Raw genomic sequence first — 22592 nt, 5'->3', positions numbered from 1 at the left:
TGTCAATAACTTTAGCTTTGCCGTACTAAACGAAAAAAGCCAATGAGTGTTCTCGTAAATAAAAATTCTAAAGTTATTGTACAGGGTTTCACAGGTAAAGAAGGTACTTACCATGCGGAGCAAATGATTGCTTATGGTACCCAATTGGTTGGGGGTGTTACACCGGGTAAAGGCGGTCAGCAACATCTGGACAGACCGGTTTTCAATACTGTTAAAGACGCGGTTACTGCTACAGGTGCCGATGTATCTATCATTTTTGTACCTCCGGCTTTTGGTGCGGATGCCATTATGGAAGCTGCCGAAGCTGGTATTAAAGTTATTGTTTGTATCACCGAAGGTATCCCTACAAAGGATATGATCGAGGTAAAAGAATATTTAACCGATAAGGATGCACGCCTTATTGGCCCTAACTGCCCGGGCATTATTACTGCAGACGAAAGCAAAATTGGTATTATGCCTGGCTTTATCTTCAAAAAAGGTAATGTGGGTGTAGTTTCAAAATCAGGCACTTTAACTTACGAGGCAGTTGACCAGGTGGTTAAAGCCGGTTTAGGCATCACTACCGCTATTGGTATTGGTGGCGACCCGATCATCGGTACACCTACCAAAGAAGCTGTTGAATTGTTAATGAACGATCCGGACACACACGGTATCATCATGATAGGCGAAATTGGCGGCGGCATGGAAGCCGAAGCTGCCCGCTGGATCAAAGCCAATGGTACAAAACCTGTAGTAGGTTTCATTGCTGGCCAAACAGCGCCTCCTGGACGCCGTATGGGCCACGCAGGTGCTATTGTTGGCGGTGCCGATGATACTGCTGCTGCCAAAATGAAAATTATGGCCGAATGCGGTATCCGCGTAGTAGCATCTCCTGCCGAAATTGGCGCTGCCATGGCAGAAGAACTGGCTAAATTATAAGGCCCCCGGCCCCCTAAAGGGGGAGGTTGGAAAACATATTAAAAAAATCCCGGTCAAGGTTTGGCCGGGATTTTTTTGTGGGCAATTTCACCAATACGTCATTGCGAGGAGGAACGACGTGGCAATCCCCGATATGCAGGTTCACTCTGTAAGTAGGGGATTGCCACGCTGCGCTCGCAATGACGCGTAGAGAGAGAAAACCGCTCTTCTTTCCAGCCAAAGCCCTCTTGCGCTCGTTTGCAACAAGTGCTTAACATGGGTTTGCGTTTTAAACGCAAGGGCGATGCAATCGCTTAACCACAATAAGCACTCGTTGCAAACGAGCGCAAGTAGGTGTGTCTCTACAACAATAATCCGTAGAGACACATCGCATGTGTCTCCCACTACCTTCCGGCTTGCATTCCTGTTTGATTTTCGTACGTTTCGGTTTGATTTTCGTTAGCCTCCGGCCTCTTGGCTACGGTATCTTTGTGCTGCATGAAACACTAATGAATAAATTTGTGTAGTAACAATATCAAAGACATCATTTTATGGAAATTAAACGCAGCGGCTCACAACCATCGGGCAAAGGCCCGGCAGAATATTTTACCGGAACGGTACGTATAGACTCCCTTTTCAATCCGCCAGACCCCGCACGCGTAGCCATGGCACAGGTTACCTTTGAGCCGGGCGCGCGCACGGCATGGCATACCCACCCGCTGGGACAAACATTGATTATTACCGCTGGCGCCGGCTGGGTGCAGCGCGAAGGCGGCCCGATAGAGAACGTTCACCCCGGAGATGTAGTTTGGTTTGACCCCGACGAAAAGCACTGGCACGGCGCTACTGCCACTACGGCACTGAGTCACATCGCCATCCAGGAAAAGCACAATGGTTCGCCGGTTGACTGGATGGAGCAGGTGACAGACGAACAATATAATAATCAATAAAACAAAGAAGATGAAGCGTGTTATTTCGAAACCGAGCGTAGGGCTAATACCTATGGTTATGTTTTTTATGCTGATGCTGTTTTCATTCAGTAACGTCATAGCGCAAAATAAGGATCAGGTGGTACGGATAGCCAAACTACAGATAGATCCTGCTCAACTGGAAAACTACAAGGCAGCATTGAAGGAACATGCCGAAGTAGCTGTACGTGTAGAACCCGGGGTAATAACCTTATATGCTGTGGCCGAAAAAAATAACCCCGCCCATATCACGGTTTTTGAAATATATGCTAACGCCGAAGCATACCAGGCCCATTTGCAAACAGCTCATTTTAAAAAATACAAGAGCACCACAAATGATATGGTCAAATCGCTCGAATTGATTGATGTTGAGCCGATAGCTTTGGAAAGTAAAACGAAACAATAGTATCTAAAAGCCGTAAGTTCAAGTGTCTTCACTTGAACTTATATCAGGTGAGCGTCGACGCTCACCTATTGCCTATTTAAGCGTGGACGCTTAAATAGGCAGAGTGTGTTATTGAACATTTGAACACACCCAAAGTCATGGCGCAGAACCGACTCACCCGGTCTACGCTTCGCTGGACCACCCTCTCTTCGCCTACGGCAGAAAGAGGGTAGGGAAAATATCTTTACTCCGTCTGTCATTTCGAACGAAGAGAGAAATCTTTTACACAGGATAAGTCCCGGCGTAAAAGATCTCTCCTCGTACCTCGTTCGAGATGACATTTTTGTTTTCTCTCTCTCCCTCAAATTTTTTGTCATGCTGAACGAAGTGAAGCATCTATTTTGCTATTTGCATGGTCAATAACAGATCCTTCGCTACGCTCAGGATGACAACTTTTACATTCTCTGTAAATACCCCAGGCCCATGTCAAACCAGTGTAAACAAGGCCTCCCAAGGCAATCTATACCAACAAAATTTCGTATCTTTAAGTAAAGAAAAAGGGATGAGAAATCACGAATTCAGTAATTCACTAAATCAATAATTAATGATGTATAATCAGTTAACACCCGAAGAAGAATGGGTGATATTGCATAAAGGAACCGAAAGACCATTTACCGGTGCTTTGCTGGACAATAAGGCCCAGGGCCTGTATGTTTGCAAACGCTGCGACACACCGTTGTATACCTCCGAATCAAAATTTGAGTCGCACTGCGGCTGGCCAAGTTTTGACGATGAGATACCCGGAGCTGTTAAAAGGGTACCTGATGCCGATGGTCGCAGGGTAGAAATTGTATGTGCCAATTGCGGTGCCCATTTGGGTCATGTGTTTGAGGGGGAATACCTCACACCTAAAAATGTGCGTCATTGTGTTAATTCGGTATCGATGAAATTTGTATCGGCCGATGATATAAAAAAATAATTAAAAAAACTGGAGAGATATCCCGGCGAACGACTGGTTTTGCCGGGATATTTTTTTCAACATTGGGGTATCAGGACCGGGTTTTCAAACAAATTTCGAAATTGGAATTAAGGCTTAGCAAGGGTATTATGTAATTGGCAATAATTGTCGGTGTTAAGTCAACTAATTCTTAATGTTAAATTATCGTTTTCTGCAAATTTTTGGACGACAAATTTTGACCACAATTTTTAACCGACTGGAATCAAGTTCATTAATTTTCCATTTTGTTCACCCAGGGGTACAAAGTGTTAATAACTCGCCCCTTTGTTAAAAACTAACACTAAAATCTTAAGATATCATACCTTAACTTTGTTGAACAAGGTTCGCAAAAAGTATTCAAAAGACAGCCGGATGTATTCCCCATCCAAAATACAAGAACTTAGCTGTCAGTAAGTTACATAATAAAACCTGTGATTGGTCAGACCAAACGCAAACAACCAAATCACCTGATTGAAAAATTGGGGTGGGTTTCGTGTCTGATTGCTTGAAGTAATAAAAAGGAACAATAAAATAGGTATCATATGAAACAGGAAGATGAAATATTACTCAAAGAAAACAAGGACAGGTTTGTAATTCTGCCGATTAAATATCCTGCCATTTGGGAAATGTACAAGAAAGCCGAAGCCAGCTTTTGGACGGCCGAGGAGATCGACCTTTCGGACGATATGAAACATTGGGAAAACCTGAATGAGGGCGAGAAACATTTCATCTCACACATCCTGGCGTTCTTCGCTGCGAGCGATGGTATCGTGAACGAAAACCTGGCCGTAAACTTTATGAGCGAGGTGCAGTTGCCCGAAGCCCGTTGTTTTTACGGTTTCCAGATCATGATGGAGAACATCCACTCCGAAACCTATGCCCTGCTTATTGATACATATATAAAAGACCCGGCCGAAAAAGACCGCCTTTTCCACGCCATTGATACCGTGCCGTGTGTAGGTAAAAAGGCCGAGTGGGCCCTGCGCTGGATAAACAACGGCAACTTTGCCGAGCGCCTGGTAGCATTTGCCGCTGTTGAGGGCATTTTCTTTTCGGGCAGCTTCTGCTCTATATTCTGGCTTAAAAAACGCGGTCTGATGCCGGGCTTAACTTTCAGTAATGAATTGATATCGCGCGATGAAGGTTCACACTGTGAATTTGCCTGCCTGTTATACAAAATGCTGAAAACCCGCTTAAGTGCCGAAGCGGTAACTAAGATCATTACCGACGCGGTAGAAATAGAAAAAGAATTTGTGACCGATGCCCTGCCGGTAAACCTGATTGGTATGAACGCCAAAATGATGAGCCAGTATATTGAGTTTGTGGCCGACAGATGGTTGGGCGAGCTGGGTTACGAAAAACATTATAACGCCACCAACCCATTCGACTTTATGGAGATGATCTCGCTGCAAGGCAAAACCAACTTTTTCGAAAAACGCGTAGGCGACTATCAAAAAAGCGGCGTCATGAACAATGCCGAAAGCAAAGCGTTTTCGTTGGACGAGGATTTCTAGGTATAGTATCAAGTAGCTAGTATCAAGTATCACGATAAAAACAATTTTGATACCCACTATTAGCAATCGATACGAAACCTTAACAACACGGTTAGTAAAAAGGTCTTAATACTTGATACTAACTACTTGATACTAAATATAAAAATTCACCAGTCGGTAAAAAGGTCCTGCAAAAGCCTTAGTGCCGGCCACTAAATAGATAAAAACATGCTTGTAGTAAAAAGAGACGGTAGAAAAGAGTCGGTAAAATTCGACAAGATCACAGCACGTATAGAAAAACTGTGCTATGGGTTCAATCTGGTTGACCCCATTGATGTGGCCAAAAAAGTAATTGAAGGTTTGTTTGATGGGGTTACTACGTCTGAGTTGGATAACCTGGCTGCAGAAACAGCTGCATCGTTAACCACCAAACACCCCGATTATGCTTTGCTGGCATCGCGTATAGCGGTATCCAACCTGCATAAAAACACTATCAAATCGTTCTCTGAAACCATGCGTTTACTGCATGAATATATCGATCCAAAAACCGGCAAAGAAGCATCCCTGATTGCCGATGATGTATGGGACGTGATTGAAGCCAACGCCGAGTTACTGGATAGCACCATCATTTACGACCGCGACTTTGGTTTTGATTATTTCGGCTTTAAAACCCTGGAAAAATCATACCTGTTAAAGATCAACGGTAAAATTGCTGAACGCCCGCAACACCTGTTTATGCGTGTATCGGTAGGTATCCACAAAGCCGATATTGAAAGCGCTATTAAAACCTACCATTTAATGAGCGAGCGCTGGTTTACCCACGCTACTCCTACCCTTTTCAATGCAGGTACACCAAAACCACAAATGTCGTCATGCTTCCTGTTAACTATGAAAGATGACAGCATTGACGGTATCTACGATACTTTAAAACAAACCGCCAAAATTTCGCAAAGCGCCGGTGGTATCGGTTTAAGCATCCACAATGTAAGGGCTACAGGTTCGTACATCAGCGGCACCAATGGTACCAGCAATGGTATCATCCCGATGCTGCGTGTGTTTAATGATACTGCCCGTTATGTTGATCAGGGTGGTGGCAAACGTAAAGGTGCCTTTGCTATTTATTTAGAGCCATGGCATGCCGATATATTTGAATTCCTTGACCTACGTAAAAACCACGGTAAGGAAGAAATGCGTGCCCGCGACTTGTTCTACGCACTTTGGGTATCTGACCTGTTTATGCAGCGTGTAGAAGCCAATGAGGACTGGAGCTTATTCTGCCCGCACGAAGCACCAGGCCTGGCCGATTGCTTTGGCGATGAGTTTGTTGCCCTGTATACCCAATACGAAAAAGAAGGTCGTGCACGTAAAGTGATCAAAGCACAGGAATTGTGGTTTGCCGTACTGGATGCCCAGGTTGAAACCGGTACACCATACTTGTTATATAAAGATGCTGCTAACGCAAAATCAAACCAGCAAAATTTAGGTACCATCAAAAGCTCAAACTTGTGTACCGAAATTATGGAGTATACCGATGCCAATGAGATAGCCGTTTGTAACCTGGCTTCATTAGCATTGCCACGCTATATTATCAATGGCGAGTTTGATCACCAAAAACTGTACGAAGTAACCTACCAGGCTACTTTGAACCTGAACCGCATCATCGACGGTAATTACTACCCTGTTGCCGAAGCAGAATACTCTAACTTGCGTCACCGCCCTATTGGTTTAGGTGTGCAAGGTTTGGCCGATACTTTTATACAGCTGCGCATGCCGTTTGAAAGCGACGAAGCCAAACAGTTGAACAAAGAGATCTTCGAAACTATTTACTTCGCTGCCATGACAGCTTCAAAAGACCTGGCTATTGCCGAAGGTCCGTATGAAACTTTCAAGGGTTCACCGTTGTCAAAAGGTAAATTCCAGTTTGATCTGTGGAATGTAGAACCTGCCAGCACCCGTTGGGATTGGAAAACCCTGCGTAAAGATGTGATGAAAAATGGTGTACGTAACTCTTTATTAGTTGCGCCAATGCCAACCGCGTCAACCTCACAAATATTGGGTAACAACGAGTGTTTTGAACCATATACCTCCAACATTTACACCCGTCGTGTACTGAGCGGTGAGTTCATCGTGGTAAACAAATATTTGCTGCGCGATCTGGTTAACCTTGGTTTATGGAGCCCGGCCATGAAAGATAAGATCATCAGCGCCAACGGATCTATCCAGGATATTGCCGAAATACCTGCCGATATCAAAGAACTGTACAAAACCGTTTGGGAGATCAAGATGCGTAACATCATTGATATGGCTGCTGATAGGGGTGCTTATGTTTGCCAGTCGCAATCATTAAACCTGTTCATCAACTCGCCAAACGCGTCGAAACTGACTTCAATGCACTTCTACGCATGGAAAAAAGGCTTAAAAACCGGTATGTATTACCTGCGTACACAAGCGGCATCACAAGCAGTTAAATTCACTGTGGAAAATCAGGGCGGTTCAAACATGGAGCCTGTAATACCAGAAGTGGTTGAGCAAATTGCCGACAACGTACCAGAAGGCCCAAGCTGCTCAATGGAAGAAGGTTGCGTAACCTGCTCTGCATAAGTTTTAATTAGTCGATAGACGATAGTCCATGGACCATAGCTGCAAAAGCTATAGTTCATGGACTTTTTTCATTAATGACATTAGGGTTTTATTAATCATTTCAACTTTAGCTACTTTTGCTAAATAAAGTAATCTATGGTCTATCGACTATGGACCATGGACTTTTAAAAACAATGACCAAACACGAGATCATCCGTTGCGAACGCTGTCAGGCCCCTTTTGAATGTAAAGCCAATTCATTCAGCAAGTGCCAGTGCAGTACCGTACAGCTCAGCCTCAACGAGGTACAGTACGTAAGCGAAATGTATGATGGATGCCTGTGCGCCAACTGCCTGCTCATCGTTCAGCAGGAATATAGAGAGAGCATGGGCTTGGTGTAAAATAGTTTTGTGCGCCATTAAACCCTACTGATACCATTAGGTGAATAGTATTAGCGATAGTACATATTGGGTTATTTTTCAAATTTAACATTTTGTGCTATTTTTGATTCTAAACCTTAAAACTTAAACCATGTCAGAAATCACAATTATCAACGAAGACCCTAGTAGTGAGCCAAAAAATTTTTCAAAAGGTTTCTTAGCATTACCATTCGATAACGATCAATTTAAAGAGTTTATCGTAGGACTTTTGGGTAAACCTCAAACTATTACAAAAAGAATATCTGGAAATTTTGAAATTCATTTAAAAGATTTACAGAGTTTTTATGATTTAGTAATTCAGCGAGTTTCACAACAAAACAATGGAAAACTAATTCAATTTAATATCAAGATCTATTTTACAGATAGATCAACAGTACAATTAGGTAGCTATCATGAACTCGTTACTTATAATGAAGTAAAACCTATAATTTCAGAAGCAGTACAATTGAGTTGGGATTTTTTAATTCAATTTCATGATAAAACTCAACCTGAAAAACAAAGTATAGAGCTTTTAATCATTGCAACTAATAAATTATTAGAAGAGGACGATTCCTTGTCTTTCCTTTTGCCTAAAAGAGGAGAGTTTAAAATAACAATTCAGCATACTGCAAGAAGTTGGGGGTCTGACATGGAAAATATGCTAAGTAATCAGATCGAATCCCACCTAATTAAAGATAACAAATACCGAAAATTTATAAAAAAATATAGTAGCAAAATATCGATTGGCTTTAGTGCACTTTTCTTTTTATCAAGTATTATTGGATCGTTCGTTATAACACAAGGTTTTATTAACTCCGAACTTAAAAAAGTCCAATCATTCTCATTGGTAAAAACACATACCGTCGATCAACAATTAAATTTCCTCACCTCTTATATTGCAAGTGGCGTCTCAACACAGCATTATTTTAAGGTAAGTATATTTCTTCTGATTTCACTATTAACTTCAATTGGTTTTGGAATATGGATAGACAATACCGCCTCAAATAGCATTCAACCAAGCTTTTTGGTTTTAACAAGAAAAGCAAACGAATATAAAGATGAAACCAAGAAAAAATTAGAAAAAACATGGACCGTATTCTTCACATCTATATTTTTAGGTATAACAACTGGAGTAATTGCTAATTTTATATTTAAATGGTTAGTTTAGTATTTATTAAAAATTCTATCACACTATCTTATCATATTCTATTTTGCAGAATCTTCTATAAGTTTCTGTACCATTACATTATATGTGTTGTTATCAATATTATTATTTCGGCGTCTCGGCAAGATAGATCACCGCCAACTGTACCACATAGGATGTGGGATGCTGAAACAAGTTCAGCATGACTTCTTCTAAATTCCCACCCATTAATCCTTTTCATTTTTATCCAGTCATATAGTTATACATCTTTAAAAGGATGGGCAAAACTTTAAATACGATCATCATGAAAAAGAGATTTTTTGCATATATGTTAGCATTAACAGCAATAGTATCCGTAACCTCGGGTTGCGTGGTACGTGAAGGGGGATATGGGTATCATCACAGATATCATGACGGTTACCATTACCGTGGTTATTAATGGTTAAAGTTTAAGTGAGTTAAGTTTTGATAAATGATGAAAGAGCGGTGCGTGAGTGTTACCGCTCTTTTTTTGTTGCTAATTGTTCATAATGATGGGTATGTCATCGCAATACCATTCCTCCACGCCTGTATTAATCCTTTTCATTTTACCGCAGTCAAACCTGTATAATGCCTGTTAGTTAGACAGCCACATTAATAGTTATCACCATGAAAAAGAGATTGTTTGCATATATGTTAGCGTTAACAGCCATCGTATCAGTAACCTCAGGTTGCATGGTACGTGAAGGATACGGAAACCGCAGGTACCATCATGATAGGTACCACAATGGCTATGGTTATGACAACGGTTATAACCGCGGTGATCATTACCATGACAGCACGCATGGTTATTAATAAAGTGCTAATTGAGTTTGTTTTGATAAATGATGAAAGAGCGGTGCGTGAGTGTTACCGCTCTTTTTTTGTTTTTGATCATTGCTGCAAAATCGTAATATCATCCGTGTTTTGCATGCGGGCAACAATGCCCCAGCCATAAAAATAGTTGGATACCCCAATGATCAGTTCATTGTCGCCGGCTTTGAGCGGAATGTCAAACGACGAGTTGGCAATATCCAACCGCCCGGCGGGATATTTCATGATGGGTCGCCCAAATTCATTCTTATCTACATAGAGTAAACCCCGGTTAATAAACACATACACCTCATCGCTAAAGCCCAGCTGAATTTTGGCTATTTGATCTTTAGTAGAGTGGATGTTAGTTTTAAGCCATACATACCGGTTTTTACTCTGAACACCGCCGCCCCTGTTTTCCATCCCTCCGTATACCCGGCTTAGGTTAATCAGTCCCCTTCGCTCGGCTTGTATGGGTTTCCATTTGGAGGTATCTGTGGGCAGGTCTTTAACCATGAGTTCCCGCCCATCTTCCAGGAACTGCGAGGCGGATACATCCCATCGGCGGATATAATTGATATCATGATTGGTAAGGTCCATGCCTTCTTCCGGCGATAGACCTTCCGTTTCATTGGGTTTTACAATAAGATTGGCGAAGTAGCCTGGCCCGTCAAAGGCAATTGTCCCGGTGCGGCTCTCCCCTTCCAGTCGCGGAATTTGTAATACCGGGCGTTCCATGTTATTCAGATACACCTTCATTTGCAGGCCCGATATCACCAGTTTAAAGTGATTCCAGTCGTCGTTACGAATAGGCGCCGGTCCCTGGAAATGGCCATATAAATCCCACATATTTATACCATGCAATATGGGTGCGTACTGTATAGCGGTATTACGCTGCTGACTTTCATCGGGCTGGGTGCGTAAATAAACAATTTCGGTTTCGCTGGGGCTTTGCTGCCTGAAGTACACACTCATGAATGCCGGCTTACTGCCATCAATAGGTTGCGTATCAAACTCAATCGTACCATTGGTAAAGCTAAAATCTTTTAATATCACCTGGTTACTGGCACCCTTGCCCCGCACTATTTTCATGGCTTTTGCATTTTTGTAGGTCAAAAATTCCGCATGCTGCTTAGAAGTGTCCCAGCGGCTCGCTTCAAAAGGAATAGCTATCACTTTTCCCTTGCCGGTTTTTACCTGGGCCATACCCATGGTACTGAACAGGAACAGGCATAGCATACTTGTAATTAATGGTTTAATTTTGTGTTGGTTAAGTTTATTTTTCATCTTTATGGATATTTTAGCTAAAGGTGAAATTGTATTACTGTAAACCCATATTCAAGTACATTCAATCCCGTTCACGGTCATAAATCATGCAGGAAGAGGCTCTATATATCCATACCTGGTGCAAAACAGTTGAGCGATCGCTGGATTGGGGCGAAAGCTCGTCCTGGAGCGATCATGATTTTGAGAAACTGGGCGAGTTAATATTTCAGAAAACCGGTACGCTGCTGAGCATCACCACCCTCAAGCGTATCTGGGGAAGGGTTAAATACAACAGCTCGCCCACCACAGCCACCTTAAATACCATGGCACGCTACGCCGGGGCCGAAGATTGGCGCGGCTACAAGAAAAATATAGCAGCCGAAAAAAGATCTTGCCTCCCTACTCCATCACCACAAACAGGCATCAAACAAAAAGGATACATTATGGCAGCGATGGCTATGGCCTTGGTTGTGGTGGTATTAGGCATATTAGCCGCCCGCAATTTAACTCCGCCGAAAGCTGTAAAACCCAACCTCAACGGACCGGTTAAATTTTCGAGCCGGAAAGTGACCGATGGTCTGCCCAATTCTGTGGTGTTTGATTATGATGCGTCGGCTTTAAATATAGATAGCGTAACCCTGCAGCAAAGCTGGGATCCATCGCGGGTAGAAAGGATCCCCACAAGCGGCAGGCAGCATACCTCCATCTATTACTATCCCGGTTATTTTACAGCCAAACTGATAGCCAACGGCAGGTTAAAAAAAGAAAATCCGGTGTTTATTAAAACGCACGGGTGGACGGGTATTATCAGAAGAAACAACAACCCGCTTTACCTGGCCGATAAGGATATCCATCAACCCGGGAGCATGGGCCTGGATAGTAAAACCCTGGCCTTAAAATTATCATCGCCGGTATTTAATGGCCAATGGCTCAGTTTTTATAATGTACGTGAATTTGACGGGCTTGATGGCGGTAACTTTACTTTTGAAACTACATTGCGTAATACTTCGGGAGTGGATGAATCATCCTGCCGGAAAATGATCCTGTATATTTTGGGAAAACAAAATGCCATCGTTATTCCATTGGCAGATAAAGGCTGTATTTCGGACCTCAACATATTCACCTCATCCGACTGGGTATCTGGCAAAAGTAACGACCTGAGCGCTTTTGGCTGCGATTTCAGCCAATTCCAAAAACTCAAATGCGAGGTTAAGGACATGACATTAAGCCTTTACCTGAACAACAACCTCATTTTTACAAAACCCATCACCCAAACCATTACGCAAATAGCCGGTATCTGTATCGCATTTGAAGGCTCGGGCGAGATAAAGTATGTGAAACTGGGGAATAAGGATAAGATAGTGCTGGATGATAAGTTTGGAAAATGATACTCCGTTTTAGTTATAAACTGTGAATTAAATTAATATGATCCGCTATTTTCCTTTAGATAATCCCTATAATAAATTATACGCAGAAATAGGCGAAACCATCAAGCAGTATTATCCTATTGGAGTAACGCCCGATGATCCCGAATATAATGCGCATCCTGGGATGAAAAAAATCATGGCCATTATGGAGGAGAATGCTACCCAAAATAAAAAATTTAACAAACCATGGGCTGATTTTCTAAAAAAACTGCGAAGCGGATCAAAAAGCAAGATACACAACTGTAGCTATGTGCATGATGTATCTTTTAGCGGTGAGCTCACCCTTGAACGCTACCAGGATGATGCATTGCTGAGGATAAAAATGATCCGGTTTTCCGTTAGCTTAATTGCCCCCTACTTTACTATATACGGCGTCGATGAAACTGTTATAAAAGAAAAGGCAGATGAATTAGCTTACGGTTACCGTGCCATTAATGTAATCACAGAATCGCCATACATGGAATTTGGAACCGATTTTAATTATTTACAAAAGGAAATCGAGGCGCAATTTGTAGATTACAGTTTTGTTCCGATCAGAACAAGCCTGCTTTATGTGAAGGGTTTGCATACACCATATTTTGGGCCCGATGAATGTAAATTACATAATGCGCTGTTCAATGGTTATTTTGATTTTGCACCTGTCATATTTTTCCGCGGCGAAATGTATTATGGCAGCGGCCCCAGTAATATTACTGTTGAGTTGCTCCCTCCACCACCAATAGCTTAATTAGCAAATAATTCCGCCTAAAAATCCCGCTCTCGCACCTCGCACCCGCACCCAATCAAGCCATTACAAAAACTTTTTTACACAACCGCTTGAAAATCAAAAAATAAGTCCGTACTTTTGCAGTCCTTAAAATAAGGATAAAACTGTAAATACAAAAAAGGAAAAATGCCTACTATTCAGCAATTAGTTAGAAAAGGTAGAGTAGCTCTGGTTGACAAGAGTAAGTCACCAGCGTTGGACAGCTGTCCACAGCGAAGAGGCGTATGCACCCGTGTGTATACCACTACCCCTAAGAAACCAAACTCAGCAATGCGTAAAGTTGCCCGTGTGCGCTTAACCAACGGTAAAGAAGTAAATGCTTACATCCCAGGTGAAGGTCACAACTTGCAAGAGCACTCAATCGTGTTGATCCGCGGTGGTCGTGTTAAGGATTTACCAGGTGTACGTTACCACATCATCCGTGGCGCGTTAGATACATCAGGTGTAGCCGGTCGTAACCAACGTCGTTCTAAATATGGTACTAAACGCCCTAAACCAGGTCAAGCTGCTGCAGCCCCTGCAAAAGGTAAAAAGAAATAATTAAGGAGGATAGATAGCAATGAGAAAGTCAAAACCAAAAAAGAGAATTATCCTTCCTGATCCAAGGTTCAATGATACCCTGGTAACAAGGTTTGTAAATAACATGATGTATGATGGTAAAAAATCTACCGCGTACTCAATATTCTACAACGCAGTTGACATCGTTGAGAAAAAAACAAGCGAAAACGGTTTAGAGACCTGGAAAAAGGCTTTAAACAATGTAATGCCTGCTGTTGAAGTAAAAAGCCGCCGTGTAGGTGGTGCTAACTTCCAGGTACCAACCGAAGTTCGTCCGGAGCGTAAAATTGCTTTGGGTATGAAATGGTTGATCAGCTATGCCCGTCGTCGTGGTGAAAAAACCATGATGGAGAAATTAGCCGGTGAGATCATCTCAGCAGCTAAAGGTGAAGGTGCAGCAGTGAAGAAAAAAGAAGATACGCATAAAATGGCCGAGGCCAACAAAGCGTTCTCACACTTTAGGTTTTAATTATTGAATTAGTGAATTAGTGAATTATTGATTACGTAACATTATGCTAATCGGTAATTCACAAATTCGCAATTCCTTAAACAAAATTTACTGAATAACAGAATCAGTGATTTGAAATTTTAAAAAGTAATTTTTCACTCACTAATTCACTAATTCAATAACTCAATAATTAACATGTCAAGAGATCTAAGATATACAAGAAACATAGGTATTGCCGCCCACATTGATGCCGGTAAAACCACCACAACCGAACGTATCCTTTATTACGCTGGTGTTAGCCACAAAATTGGTGAAGTGCACGAAGGTGCTGCTACCATGGACTGGATGGCACAGGAGCAGGAACGTGGTATCACTATCACTTCTGCTGCTACAACCGTAAATTGGAAATACAGAGGCCATAACTATCACATGAACATCATTGATACTCCGGGACACGTGGATTTTACCGTAGAGGTAAACCGCTCCCTGCGTGTATTAGATGGTTTGGTTTTCCTTTTTAGCGCGGTTGATGGTGTTGAGCCACAATCTGAAACTAACTGGAGGCTTGCTAACAACTATAACGTTGCCCGTATCGGTTTCGTTAATAAGATGGACCGTTCTGGTGCCGACTTCTTAAACGTTGTTAAACAAGTTAAAAGCATGTTAGGCAGCAACGCCGTTCCGCTTCAATTACCTATTGGTGCCGAAGAGAACTTTAAAGGTGTGGTTGACTTAATTAACTGGAGAGGTATCGTTTGGAATGAGCATGATAAGGGTATGACCTTTACCGAAGTGCCTATCCCTGAGGATATGATCGAAGAAGCAACCGAGTGGAGAGAGAAATTACTGGAATCAGTAGCTGAGTATGACGAAAGCCTGATGGAAAAATTCTTTGACGCTCCTGAAACCATCACTGAACGCGAAGTGCTTGACGCTTTACGTAAAGCGGTTTTAGATGCTAAGATTGTTCCTATGGTTTGCGGTTCATCTTTCAAAAACAAAGGTGTACAAACCATGCTTGACTATGTGATGGAATTATTGCCTTCACCAATGGACGTAGAAGGTATCATCGGTACTAACCCTGATACTGGCGAAGAGATATTACGTAAACCAGATGTTAAAGAGCCATTTGCAGCTTTAGCATTTAAAATCGCGACTGACCCATTCGTAGGCCGTTTGTGCTTTATCCGTGTTTACTCTGGTAACTTGGAAGCTGGTTCATACGTACATAACATGCGTTCTGACAACAAAGAGCGTATCAGCCGTATATTCCAAATGCACGCTAACAAGCAAAACCCTATCCCTAACGTAGGTGCAGGTGATATTGCTGCGGTAGTAGGCTTTAAGGATATCAAAACTGGCGATACTCTTTGCGACGAGAAACACCCGATCATTCTGGAGTCAATGAACTTCCCAGAGCCGGTTATCGGTTTAGCTATTGAGCCTAAAACTCAGGCCGACGTAGATAAATTAGGTATGGCTCTTGGTAAATTAGCCGAAGAGGATCCAACCTTCCGTGTAAACTCTGACGAAGAAACCGGCCAAACTGTAATTTCAGGTATGGGCGAGCTTCACTTGGATATCATCATGGACCGTTTAAAACGTGAGTTTAAAGTAGAGGTTAACCAGGGTGCTCCGCAAGTAGCTTACAAAGAATCTATCACAGGTACTATTCAACACCGCGAAACATACAAGAAACAAACCGGTGGTCGTGGTAAATTTGCAGATATACAGGTTATCCTTTCTCCAAATGACGAAGGTAAAGAAGGTTTACAGTTTGTGAACGAAATTAGCGGTGGTTCAATCCCTCGTGAGTTTATCCCATCTGTTCAAAAAGGCTTTGAGGCTTCCATGGTAAACGGTGTATTAGCCGGCTATCCATTAACTAGCTTAAAAGTTCGTTTAATTGATGGTTCGTTCCACGCTGTCGATTCGGATGCTTTATCATTTGAGTTAGCTGCTAAAATGGCTTACCGTGAGGCATTGCCAAAATGTAAACCAGTATTGCTTGAGCCGATCATGAAAATCGAGATCTTAACCCCTGAAGAAAACATGGGTGATGTTATCGGTGACATGAACCGTCGTCGTGGCCAACTGTTAGGTATGGATTCACGTGCAGGTGCACAGGTTATTAAAGCTACTGTGCCACTTTCTGAAATGTTTGGTTATGTAACCCAGTTACGTACCATTACTTCAGGCCGTGCTACTTCAACCATGGAGTTTGATCACTATGCTGAAGCGCCACGTAACGTACAGGACGAAGTAGTAGCCAAAGCAAAAGGCAAAAAAGCTGCTCAAAACGCGTAAAACAAATCTTTGATTACACCGATCTTTTTGTGATTTCACAGATGATCGGTGTAATCTTACAATAAATCACAGTTACTCTAATAAATAGCTCTTAGGGTAACTAAAAACAAAAAATAAAATGAGCCAAAGAATCAGGATCAAATTAAAATCTTACGATTACAACCTGGTAGACAAATCTGCCGAGAAGATCGTAAAAACAGTAAAGCCAACTGGCGCTGTAGTTAGCGGACCACTTCCTTTACCAACCGAAAAGAAAATTTTCACTGTATTACGTTCACCACACGTAAACAAAAAAGCACGTGAGCAATTTCAATTATGCTCATACAAGCGCTTATTAGATATTTACAGCTCTAACTCAAAAACTGTAGATGCCCTGATGAAGCTTGAATTGCCAAGCGGTGTTGAAGTTGAGATCAAAGTTTGATAGACGACCGGCCCACTGAAAGGTGTGGGACAACATAAAAAAGCGCCATCCGAAATCGGATGGCGTTTTTTTTATAATGCTTTTACCATTTGTCATCCTGAGGAACGAAGGATCTATTTGTGCACTTTGCCTCGCCAATGTTGGTGTTGTCACCAACATTCTACTGCTTGGTCGACCATAATAAGTTGTTGGTGACAACACCAACAACGGCGCGGAGTGACTCTGCCAATTGGGGATTGCTTCGTACCTCGCAATGACGCCTTTTTAAGGAAATTTCAATCTACACATTTGAAATCTGCACATCCGTACATCTATTACATTTGCTGCGGTATAGCGCTCATATCCATATAGGCAAATTCCCACAGGTGACCGTCAAGATCCTGGAAACCGTGACTGTACATCCAGCCATAATCCTGTTTTTCGTTAGGTACTGTGGCACCTGCGGCTACTGCCTTGTGCACAATTTCATCAACTGTTTCCCGGCTATCAACCGAAATACAATTAATGGTTTCGGCTACTTTGGTAGCATCGGCGATATCTTTTTTAATAAATGATTTAAAGAATGGCTCGGTTAACAGCATAAAAAATATATTATCGCTGATAACCAATGATGCACCCTGTTCATTAGTGAACTGTGGATTGAAGCTATAGCCCAGGCTGGTAAAAAACTCGATTGATTTGTTAAGGTCTTTAACAGGTAGGTTTACAAAAATTTGAGTTGCCATGATGTTTGATGATTAGATGTTTATTTGTTTAAATGTCTGAAACAAACATACGGGCATTAATGCAACCCGATGAGGTGTAAAAACGACAAATTAAGGGCAAATTATGACAACAGGTTATTACCCTGTATTTTGGCTTTGATCTCTTTTTTAGCAAATGCCTTTCATGAGCTGATACTCTTTGGAGCGGATCAGGTGAGGCTAAATAGTAATTAAATTGTAAGATTAGACTAAAATCATATTCGCTACGTTCTAACAGCTGTAAAATTGTATATTTGTAGTAATGAGGATCAGGAATTTCAAAACGCTGATAGTAGTAATGTTTATGGGTGTCTTTATGATAAAGATGGCTATATCCCTTGCGCCTGCGTTTTTGTATCTTGATAATAAAACAGTAAGAGCAGTTATACTACAGCTTGAGCAGGAATCTAAAACCGAAAAAGAAAACCCGGATAAGGACACTTTTAAGGAGAAAAAAGCCTTTGATGAATATTATATGCACAGTGTAGCCTATATTACATTTGTTGCAGAAAACAATATACTTCATAATCAGGAAGACCATCTATATAAACAGGCATATCACCCTGTTGTCCCCACGCCGCCACCCAACGTTTAAATGATTAACCGGATACTTCCCTATCCGGATGCTAACGCTTTACAATTCATTTAAATTTTTCGTCAAAATAATTTATTAACGATGATGAAACTATCCTCCGATATGATCGGAAGGAAGGCTTCATTCAAATTATCGATCTTATGCAAGATAAGCAAGGTGGCTTTGCTGCGGGCAATCTCAACCTGAAAAAATATTTCTTATCCAAAAACTTAAAAAAGGATATTCCATCAAGTGTCGTTGTATTTCTGGTTGCGCTCCCTCTATGTTTGGGAATAGCACTGGCCTCGGGCGCTCCTTTATTCGCCGGCGTATTAACCGGCATTATTGGTGGTATTGTAGTAGGCACCTTCAGTGGTTCGCAACTGAGCGTGGCAGGTCCGGCGGCCGGTTTAACGGTTATTGTATTGAATGCCATAACCAAACTTGGCGCGTACGAAACCTTTTTGCTGGCCATTGTGCTGGCCGGTGTTTTCCAGATGCTCCTGGGTATATTAAAGGCGGGTACCATTGCCAATTACTTCCCTTCATCGGTAATTGAAGGCATGCTTGCGGCCATAGGTATCATCCTGATCATGAAGCAATTTCCACATGCTGTTGGTTATGATGCCGACTTTGAGGGTGATGAGCGCTTTAGTCAGATAGACGAACACAATACTTTTTCAGGTATCCTGCGCGCGGTAGCCCGTATCAATTACGGGGCAGTTATTATTACTGCGGTTTCGTTACTACTGCTTATTTACTGGCCAAAATTCAAAAAGCTGGCCATTGTTCCGGCCCCGCTACTGGTTGTTTTGGCTGGTGTTGGTTTGAGTATGGTATTTAAAGGAAGTGGATTTGCCTTGCTGGATAAGCAGTTTGTACACATACCTATCGTAAACAGCAGCGCCGAGTTTTTCGGCTTATTCAAATCGCCCGACTTTAGCCAGATCGGCAATAAAGAGGTTTGGATAACTGCGTTTACCATAGCCGTAGTAGCCAGCCTGGAAACCTTGCTTAGCCTCGAAGCTGTTGATAAGATCGACCCGATAAAGCGTATTTCACCCACCAACCGCGAACTGGTGGCCCAGGGAATTGGTAACATCACCAGCGGCTTATTAGGCGGCTTGCCTATGACTGCCGTAATTGTACGCTCATCGGCCAACGTAAATGCTGGCGCGCGTACCAAAATGAGCAGCATCATACATGGTTTGCTCCTGCTGGTATCCTTGCTTTGCATCCCCTTCCTCATCAACCTCATCCCGTTATCGTGCCTGGCAGCTATACTGCTCATGACCGGTTATAAACTAACCCGCATCAGCCTGTTTAAACACATGTGGCATTTAGGGCTGAGCCAGTTTATACCATTTGTAGTAACCATTGTTGCCGTAGTACTAACCGATCTGTTGATAGGCGTGGGCATTGGTATGCTGGTGGGTATATTTTATATCCTGCGTACCAATTTGCGCAACCCCTACTTCTACCAGATCGATCGTAATGGCGATAAAAAGGTGATTAGGATAAAGCTTGCCGAGGAGGTATCCTTTTTAAATAAAGCGGCCATACAGATAACGCTAACCAGCTTACCTAAAGGCACAGATGTGATCATCGATGGCTCCAATTCCAGGTTTATTGACCCGGACGTGATCGAGATCATCCACAATTACAAGCACAATGCCTACACTAAAGGCATCGTTGTGCAACTGCATGAAATAAAGGACAAGTACGATATACCTCCTTTAAAAGAATTAATGTATAACCCCACTAACTAAGAAAAATCATGACCTCAATAGATAATAATTTAAAACTGGTAAATAACGACGGTAGCTATAATGCCCTGATACGCGGCAACAGCCAATGGGTTGACCTGAAACTACAGGAAGACTCAGACTATTTTAAAAAACTGGCTAAAGGCCAAAGCCCCGAAGTATTATGGATAGGCTGCGCCGACAGCCGCGTACCTGCCAATGAAGTAACAGGTACCAAACCAGGCGAAGTGTTTGTACACCGCAACATTGCCAACGTAGTGGTACACTCTGACATGAATATGCTGAGCGTATTGGACTACGCAGTAAACGTGCTTAAAGTAAAACACGTTATTGTGGCCGGTCACTACGGTTGCGGCGGCGTAGCTGCTGCTATGAGTAACAAGCAATTTGGTGTTATTGACAACTGGTTGCGCCATATAAAAGACGTTTACCGTTTGCACGCTAAAGAACTGGATGCTATTGAAGACCAACAGGAACGCACCAACCGCCTGGTGGAGCTTAATGTAAGCGAACAGGTATACAACGTGTGCAAAACCACCATTATACAAAATGCATGGCAGGAACGCCATGACCTGGAAGTTCATGGCTGGGTGATTGACCTGGGTACAGGTTTGATCAAGGATTTAAAAGTTTCCAGCAGCAGTCCGCATAACCTGGGTTATGTGTATGAGTTTGACAACGCAAATGCTGTTGCTCAACATTAATAAAGGCTGCTGCCCTTAAGCCTTCAAGGATTCTCCCTCAATACCTGCAAAGGGAGAGGTTTATGTTTGGTTTGCCCCGGTTCATTGTTAATGGCCGGGGTTCTTTTTTTGAAGGCGACAACCCTATTCATCTGCTAATGACGGAAAGTCCAATCCCCCACGTCATTGCGAGCGCAGCGTGGCAATCCCAAACTATACAGAGCGGCTCTGTTAATCGGGGATTGCCACGCTGCGCTCGCAATGACGCGTGGATATTATACAGAACTTCAAAATCTGCCTGGAAATTGAATAACATATATTGAAATTACTGACTTCATACTCAATCCTTCAATTTTTATCCTATTTTTATCCTGAAGCAACAAGCAAAAATATTTATGCTGAGGCAATCAAAAGAAACACGCACTTTAAAGCAAAACCTATTACTGGCCTCATCTACCGCCTTTGTATCTGGGGTAACCAATGTGGCCGGCATGATCGCCTTTCTGGCCTTTACTTCAAATATCACGGGGCATGTGGCCAACCTGGCCAAGCACGTGGTTGAACAAAACTGGAGCGAAATTGTGGTTTTCTTGATATGGCTGCTTATGTTTTTTGCCGGGGCATTTATGTCTAACTTTATTGTCCACTCGCTGGAGCATAAAAGCCGCTACCGGGCACATTCCATTCCCATTGTCATCGAGATCATTCTGCTACTGTTTGTGGCTATTTACGGCCATAACTTTTACCGCGAAACCCAAACCGAGCGTGAAGTGGTTATCGGCGTGATCATTTTTTGCATGGGTTTGCAAAACAGCCTGGTATCTACCATATCCGGCGGGCTCATCAAATCGACACACTTAACCGGCCTGTTCACTGACCTGGGCGGCGATGTATCTGAATGGTTTCATCCCAATACCGCCAAAACCGAAACTACCCGCAACAAGATCTACGTGCGCCTCACCGTACTGGGCTTTTATTTTTTCGGCGGCATCATGGGTGGGTTCTTTTTTAATTTGTATGATTTTGCGATATTTTATTTCATTCCGCTAATTTTGCTTACCATTTTATATTACGATCTTTCGCCGGTAGCACTGCATAAGATCAGCCGGATATTCCGGACGGATAAAAGCAGGCCGGTTTAGATTCTTTCGCCGGTAGCACTGCATAAGATCAGCCGGATATTCCGGACGGATAAAAGCAGGCCGGTTTAGATCATTAACTCTTTAACATTTACACCTATGTGCGCCCAAACAAGCATTCACGACACCAGCCACATTACTTACGAAGGTTTGCTGGAAGGTAACAAGCAGTTCATCGCAAACGCCTTAGACTCCGATCCGGACTTTTTTACTAAACTGGCCAATGGCCAAAAACCACCAATACTGTGGATAGGTTGCGCCGATAGCCGCGTACCGGCCAACCAGATCACCAATACAGCACCCGGCGAAATATTTGTACACCGCAATATTGCCAACATGGTTATTCACTCTGATATGAATATGCTGAGTGTACTGGACTATGCCGTAAACGTATTGAAGGTAAAACACGTGATTGTAACCGGCCATTACGGTTGCGGTGGTGTACTTGCCGCCATGAGCAACAAAGCCTTTGGATTGATTGACAACTGGCTGCGCCACATTAAAGATGTTTACCGCCTGCATGCCGATGAACTTGATGCCATTACTGACGAAACCGAACGCGGCAACCGCCTGGTAGAGCTTAACGTGAAAGAAAACGTATATAATCTTTGTAAAACCACCATCGTGCAGAATGCCTGGAAAAGCGGCCAGGAACTGGGTGTGCACGGCTGGGTTTATAGCCTGAGCACCGGCAAAATCGGCGACATGAACGTGAGCACTTATAACAACGATAATATGGAGAACGTGTTTAAGTTTAAGTAGTCGAGAGAGTCAAGA

22 protein-coding genes are annotated in these 22592 nt (G+C 42.6%); 20 read left to right on the top strand and 2 right to left on the bottom strand.

Features of this window, described 5'->3' with window-relative positions; translation table 11 throughout:
* Positions 1–42 precede the first annotated feature (42 nt).
* From sucD to ACTJKG_RS16540, 9 genes are all read left to right on the top strand, one after another.
* The gene (sucD, locus tag ACTJKG_RS16580; protein ID WP_172336931.1) at positions 43–918 is read left to right on the top strand and encodes a succinate--CoA ligase subunit alpha; all 876 of its coding nucleotides are present in this window, start codon (positions 43–45) and stop codon (positions 916–918) included.
* A 530-nt stretch (positions 919–1448) separates the two neighbouring features.
* Positions 1449–1847: a (R)-mandelonitrile lyase gene (locus ACTJKG_RS16575; RefSeq protein WP_440739851.1), complete on the top strand. Its 399-nt coding sequence runs from the start codon at positions 1449–1451 to the stop codon at positions 1845–1847.
* Between the two features lie 10 nt (positions 1848–1857).
* Positions 1858–2271: an antibiotic biosynthesis monooxygenase gene (locus ACTJKG_RS16570; RefSeq protein WP_172336929.1), complete on the top strand. Its 414-nt coding sequence runs from the start codon at positions 1858–1860 to the stop codon at positions 2269–2271.
* Between the two features lie 583 nt (positions 2272–2854).
* A complete protein-coding gene (locus tag ACTJKG_RS16565) occupies positions 2855–3229 on the top strand; it encodes a methionine-R-sulfoxide reductase (protein ID WP_440739850.1) in 375 nt (124 codons plus the stop codon).
* Between the two features lie 560 nt (positions 3230–3789).
* A complete protein-coding gene (locus ACTJKG_RS16560) occupies positions 3790–4761 on the top strand; it encodes a ribonucleoside-diphosphate reductase small subunit (RefSeq protein ID WP_172338429.1) in 972 nt (323 codons plus the stop codon).
* A 207-nt stretch (positions 4762–4968) separates the two neighbouring features.
* A complete protein-coding gene (locus tag ACTJKG_RS16555; protein WP_172338431.1) occupies positions 4969–7341 on the top strand; it encodes a ribonucleoside-diphosphate reductase subunit alpha in 2373 nt (790 codons plus the stop codon).
* Between the two features lie 173 nt (positions 7342–7514).
* Positions 7515–7721, top strand: a complete 207-nt coding sequence (locus ACTJKG_RS16550) for a cysteine-rich CWC family protein (RefSeq protein ID WP_440739849.1) — start codon at positions 7515–7517, stop codon at positions 7719–7721.
* Between the two features lie 130 nt (positions 7722–7851).
* Entirely contained in the window at positions 7852–8907 is a 1056-nt protein-coding gene (locus tag ACTJKG_RS16545; RefSeq protein WP_440739848.1) for a hypothetical protein, read from the top strand.
* Between the two features lie 624 nt (positions 8908–9531).
* Positions 9532–9717 (top strand): hypothetical protein, encoded by a 186-nt coding sequence (locus ACTJKG_RS16540; RefSeq protein ID WP_172338434.1) that lies wholly within the window; start codon positions 9532–9534, stop codon positions 9715–9717.
* Between the two features lie 78 nt (positions 9718–9795).
* Here ACTJKG_RS16540 and ACTJKG_RS16535 read toward each other — a convergent pair whose 3' ends face one another.
* Complete coding sequence (locus tag ACTJKG_RS16535) at positions 9796–11001, bottom strand: hypothetical protein (protein ID WP_172338435.1); 1206 nt, start codon at positions 10999–11001, stop codon at positions 9796–9798.
* An 86-nt stretch (positions 11002–11087) separates the two neighbouring features.
* Between ACTJKG_RS16535 and ACTJKG_RS16530 the strand changes: the two genes are divergently transcribed.
* From ACTJKG_RS16530 to rpsJ, 6 genes are all read left to right on the top strand, one after another.
* Positions 11088–12368, top strand: coding sequence for a hypothetical protein (locus ACTJKG_RS16530; RefSeq protein WP_440739847.1), 1281 nt, complete (start codon positions 11088–11090; stop codon positions 12366–12368).
* Positions 12369–12405: 37 nt separating this feature from the next.
* Positions 12406–13134: a hypothetical protein gene (locus ACTJKG_RS16525; RefSeq protein WP_172338437.1), complete on the top strand. Its 729-nt coding sequence runs from the start codon at positions 12406–12408 to the stop codon at positions 13132–13134.
* 165 nt (positions 13135–13299) lie between these two features.
* Entirely contained in the window at positions 13300–13713 is a 414-nt protein-coding gene (gene rpsL / locus ACTJKG_RS16520) for a 30S ribosomal protein S12 (protein ID WP_002993550.1), read from the top strand.
* A 19-nt stretch (positions 13714–13732) separates the two neighbouring features.
* Positions 13733–14200, top strand: coding sequence for a 30S ribosomal protein S7 (gene rpsG / locus ACTJKG_RS16515; RefSeq protein WP_090462876.1), 468 nt, complete (start codon positions 13733–13735; stop codon positions 14198–14200).
* A gap of 174 nt (positions 14201–14374) precedes the next feature.
* The gene (gene fusA, locus ACTJKG_RS16510) at positions 14375–16486 is read left to right on the top strand and encodes an elongation factor G (RefSeq protein WP_172338438.1); all 2112 of its coding nucleotides are present in this window, start codon (positions 14375–14377) and stop codon (positions 16484–16486) included.
* 118 nt (positions 16487–16604) lie between these two features.
* Positions 16605–16910, top strand: coding sequence for a 30S ribosomal protein S10 (rpsJ, locus tag ACTJKG_RS16505; RefSeq protein WP_022830652.1), 306 nt, complete (start codon positions 16605–16607; stop codon positions 16908–16910).
* Between the two features lie 314 nt (positions 16911–17224).
* Here the strand turns inward: rpsJ and ACTJKG_RS16500 are convergent, their stop codons facing one another.
* Positions 17225–17635: a VOC family protein gene (locus ACTJKG_RS16500; RefSeq protein ID WP_172337952.1), complete on the bottom strand. Its 411-nt coding sequence runs from the start codon at positions 17633–17635 to the stop codon at positions 17225–17227.
* A 343-nt stretch (positions 17636–17978) separates the two neighbouring features.
* Between ACTJKG_RS16500 and ACTJKG_RS16495 the strand changes: the two genes are divergently transcribed.
* The 5 genes from ACTJKG_RS16495 (at position 17979) to can (ending at position 22577) form a co-directional block, all read left to right on the top strand.
* Positions 17979–18248 (top strand): hypothetical protein, encoded by a 270-nt coding sequence (locus ACTJKG_RS16495; protein ID WP_440739846.1) that lies wholly within the window; start codon positions 17979–17981, stop codon positions 18246–18248.
* A 140-nt stretch (positions 18249–18388) separates the two neighbouring features.
* Complete coding sequence (locus ACTJKG_RS16490; RefSeq protein WP_440739845.1) at positions 18389–19996, top strand: SulP family inorganic anion transporter; 1608 nt, start codon at positions 18389–18391, stop codon at positions 19994–19996.
* An 8-nt stretch (positions 19997–20004) separates the two neighbouring features.
* Complete coding sequence (locus ACTJKG_RS16485; RefSeq protein WP_172337949.1) at positions 20005–20697, top strand: carbonic anhydrase; 693 nt, start codon at positions 20005–20007, stop codon at positions 20695–20697.
* 374 nt (positions 20698–21071) lie between these two features.
* Positions 21072–21818: a YoaK family protein gene (locus ACTJKG_RS16480; RefSeq protein ID WP_172337948.1), complete on the top strand. Its 747-nt coding sequence runs from the start codon at positions 21072–21074 to the stop codon at positions 21816–21818.
* Positions 21819–21914: 96 nt separating this feature from the next.
* Complete coding sequence (gene can / locus ACTJKG_RS16475; protein ID WP_172337947.1) at positions 21915–22577, top strand: carbonate dehydratase; 663 nt, start codon at positions 21915–21917, stop codon at positions 22575–22577.
* Positions 22578–22592 lie beyond the last annotated feature (15 nt).

This window comes from Mucilaginibacter sp. 22184 (genome assembly GCF_052045695.1).
GTDB lineage: Bacteria > Bacteroidota > Bacteroidia > Sphingobacteriales > Sphingobacteriaceae > Mucilaginibacter.
This window is presented reverse-complemented; position numbering and strand designations above follow the sequence as displayed.

What these genes read in the sequence shown, in the direction of transcription:
- ACTJKG_RS16525 (WP_172338437.1), top strand. Translation starts at nt 12,406, where the DNA reads ATGATCCGCTATTTTCCTTTAGATAATCCCTATAATAAATTATACGCA.
- ACTJKG_RS16485 (WP_172337949.1), top strand. Translation starts at nt 20,005, where the DNA reads ATGACCTCAATAGATAATAATTTAAAACTGGTAAATAACGACGGTAGC.
- ACTJKG_RS16570 (WP_172336929.1), top strand. Translation starts at nt 1,858, where the DNA reads ATGAAGCGTGTTATTTCGAAACCGAGCGTAGGGCTAATACCTATGGTT.
- ACTJKG_RS16575 (WP_440739851.1), top strand. Translation starts at nt 1,449, where the DNA reads ATGGAAATTAAACGCAGCGGCTCACAACCATCGGGCAAAGGCCCGGCA.
- ACTJKG_RS16490 (WP_440739845.1), top strand. Translation starts at nt 18,389, where the DNA reads ATGCAAGATAAGCAAGGTGGCTTTGCTGCGGGCAATCTCAACCTGAAA.
- can (WP_172337947.1), top strand. Translation starts at nt 21,915, where the DNA reads ATGTGCGCCCAAACAAGCATTCACGACACCAGCCACATTACTTACGAA.
- rpsJ (WP_022830652.1), top strand. Translation starts at nt 16,605, where the DNA reads ATGAGCCAAAGAATCAGGATCAAATTAAAATCTTACGATTACAACCTG.
- ACTJKG_RS16500 (WP_172337952.1), bottom strand. Translation starts at nt 17,635, where the DNA reads ATGGCAACTCAAATTTTTGTAAACCTACCTGTTAAAGACCTTAACAAA.
- ACTJKG_RS16535 (WP_172338435.1), bottom strand. Translation starts at nt 11,001, where the DNA reads ATGAAAAATAAACTTAACCAACACAAAATTAAACCATTAATTACAAGT.
- ACTJKG_RS16545 (WP_440739848.1), top strand. Translation starts at nt 7,852, where the DNA reads ATGTCAGAAATCACAATTATCAACGAAGACCCTAGTAGTGAGCCAAAA.
- ACTJKG_RS16480 (WP_172337948.1), top strand. Translation starts at nt 21,072, where the DNA reads ATGCTGAGGCAATCAAAAGAAACACGCACTTTAAAGCAAAACCTATTA.
- ACTJKG_RS16530 (WP_440739847.1), top strand. Translation starts at nt 11,088, where the DNA reads ATGCAGGAAGAGGCTCTATATATCCATACCTGGTGCAAAACAGTTGAG.
- ACTJKG_RS16565 (WP_440739850.1), top strand. Translation starts at nt 2,855, where the DNA reads ATGATGTATAATCAGTTAACACCCGAAGAAGAATGGGTGATATTGCAT.
- ACTJKG_RS16550 (WP_440739849.1), top strand. Translation starts at nt 7,515, where the DNA reads ATGACCAAACACGAGATCATCCGTTGCGAACGCTGTCAGGCCCCTTTT.
- ACTJKG_RS16495 (WP_440739846.1), top strand. Translation starts at nt 17,979, where the DNA reads ATGGCTATATCCCTTGCGCCTGCGTTTTTGTATCTTGATAATAAAACA.
- ACTJKG_RS16560 (WP_172338429.1), top strand. Translation starts at nt 3,790, where the DNA reads ATGAAACAGGAAGATGAAATATTACTCAAAGAAAACAAGGACAGGTTT.
- ACTJKG_RS16555 (WP_172338431.1), top strand. Translation starts at nt 4,969, where the DNA reads ATGCTTGTAGTAAAAAGAGACGGTAGAAAAGAGTCGGTAAAATTCGAC.
- sucD (WP_172336931.1), top strand. Translation starts at nt 43, where the DNA reads ATGAGTGTTCTCGTAAATAAAAATTCTAAAGTTATTGTACAGGGTTTC.
- rpsL (WP_002993550.1), top strand. Translation starts at nt 13,300, where the DNA reads ATGCCTACTATTCAGCAATTAGTTAGAAAAGGTAGAGTAGCTCTGGTT.
- fusA (WP_172338438.1), top strand. Translation starts at nt 14,375, where the DNA reads ATGTCAAGAGATCTAAGATATACAAGAAACATAGGTATTGCCGCCCAC.
- ACTJKG_RS16540 (WP_172338434.1), top strand. Translation starts at nt 9,532, where the DNA reads ATGAAAAAGAGATTGTTTGCATATATGTTAGCGTTAACAGCCATCGTA.
- rpsG (WP_090462876.1), top strand. Translation starts at nt 13,733, where the DNA reads ATGAGAAAGTCAAAACCAAAAAAGAGAATTATCCTTCCTGATCCAAGG.